The 679-nt window shown below is 46.1% G+C and carries 1 pseudogene; it reads left to right on the top strand.

Annotation, left to right across the window (positions count from 1 at the left end):
• Positions 1 to 611: pseudogene (locus NLX71_RS26315) on the top strand (ABC transporter permease); the annotation flags it as partial.
• Positions 612 to 679: the final 68 nt, after the last annotated feature.

The following is a 679-nucleotide window of genomic DNA, read 5'->3' as shown; positions in this document are numbered from 1 at the left end:
AACAATTCATCACTTCCAAGGAACGCGGCTATGCCCTGTTGCCAGGAAGCCAAAATATCAATAAGCCTTATTTGTTCGTTAAAGCATTTAATGCCCAAGGCTTTAAGAACTTCCCTATTGCATTAAGTGAAGGGCGTCTGCCTCAACAAGCGAATGAGATCGTTCTTTCGGAAGCTATCGCCACGAACGCCAAAGTCACCTACCGGATCGGTGATCGGTTAACCCTTAATGTCGGGCAGCGCTCGAATTCTGCCGATCCTAGCGATACGGACCTTAATCAAAACAAACCATTACTAATCTTCAACGGGACTAGCGGCGAAACTTTAATTCATGCCACAACCGAAACGTATACCGTTGTGGGCTTTATTAAACGTCCTTCGTGGGAGCAGACGTGGGCGCCGGGGTATACGGCCCTTACCTATGTTGACGAGAATATGCTGGATGCCAACAAAACCGTTGATGCGAGCGTGGTCCTCAAGAAGGTCGATGGCACTGTATTTGCTCATGCCGAAGACTTGTCCGGTAAAAACAACATCAGCTCGTTTAAAACGAATGATTCTCTATTACGTTATTATGGCGTATTGGCTGGCGGGTTAGGCAAAACCGGTTAAACACCCTTATTGTGGACACTGCACCTCTTATTCGATATGAATCGTAGAATTGCTTTAATTTGCTTCGT

Source organism: Paenibacillus sp. MZ04-78.2 (assembly GCF_024213375.1).
Taxonomy (GTDB): domain Bacteria; phylum Bacillota; class Bacilli; order Paenibacillales; family NBRC-103111; genus Paenibacillus_G.
Note: the sequence above shows the minus strand (reverse complement) of the source record. Positions and strands in the feature narration are given on the sequence as shown.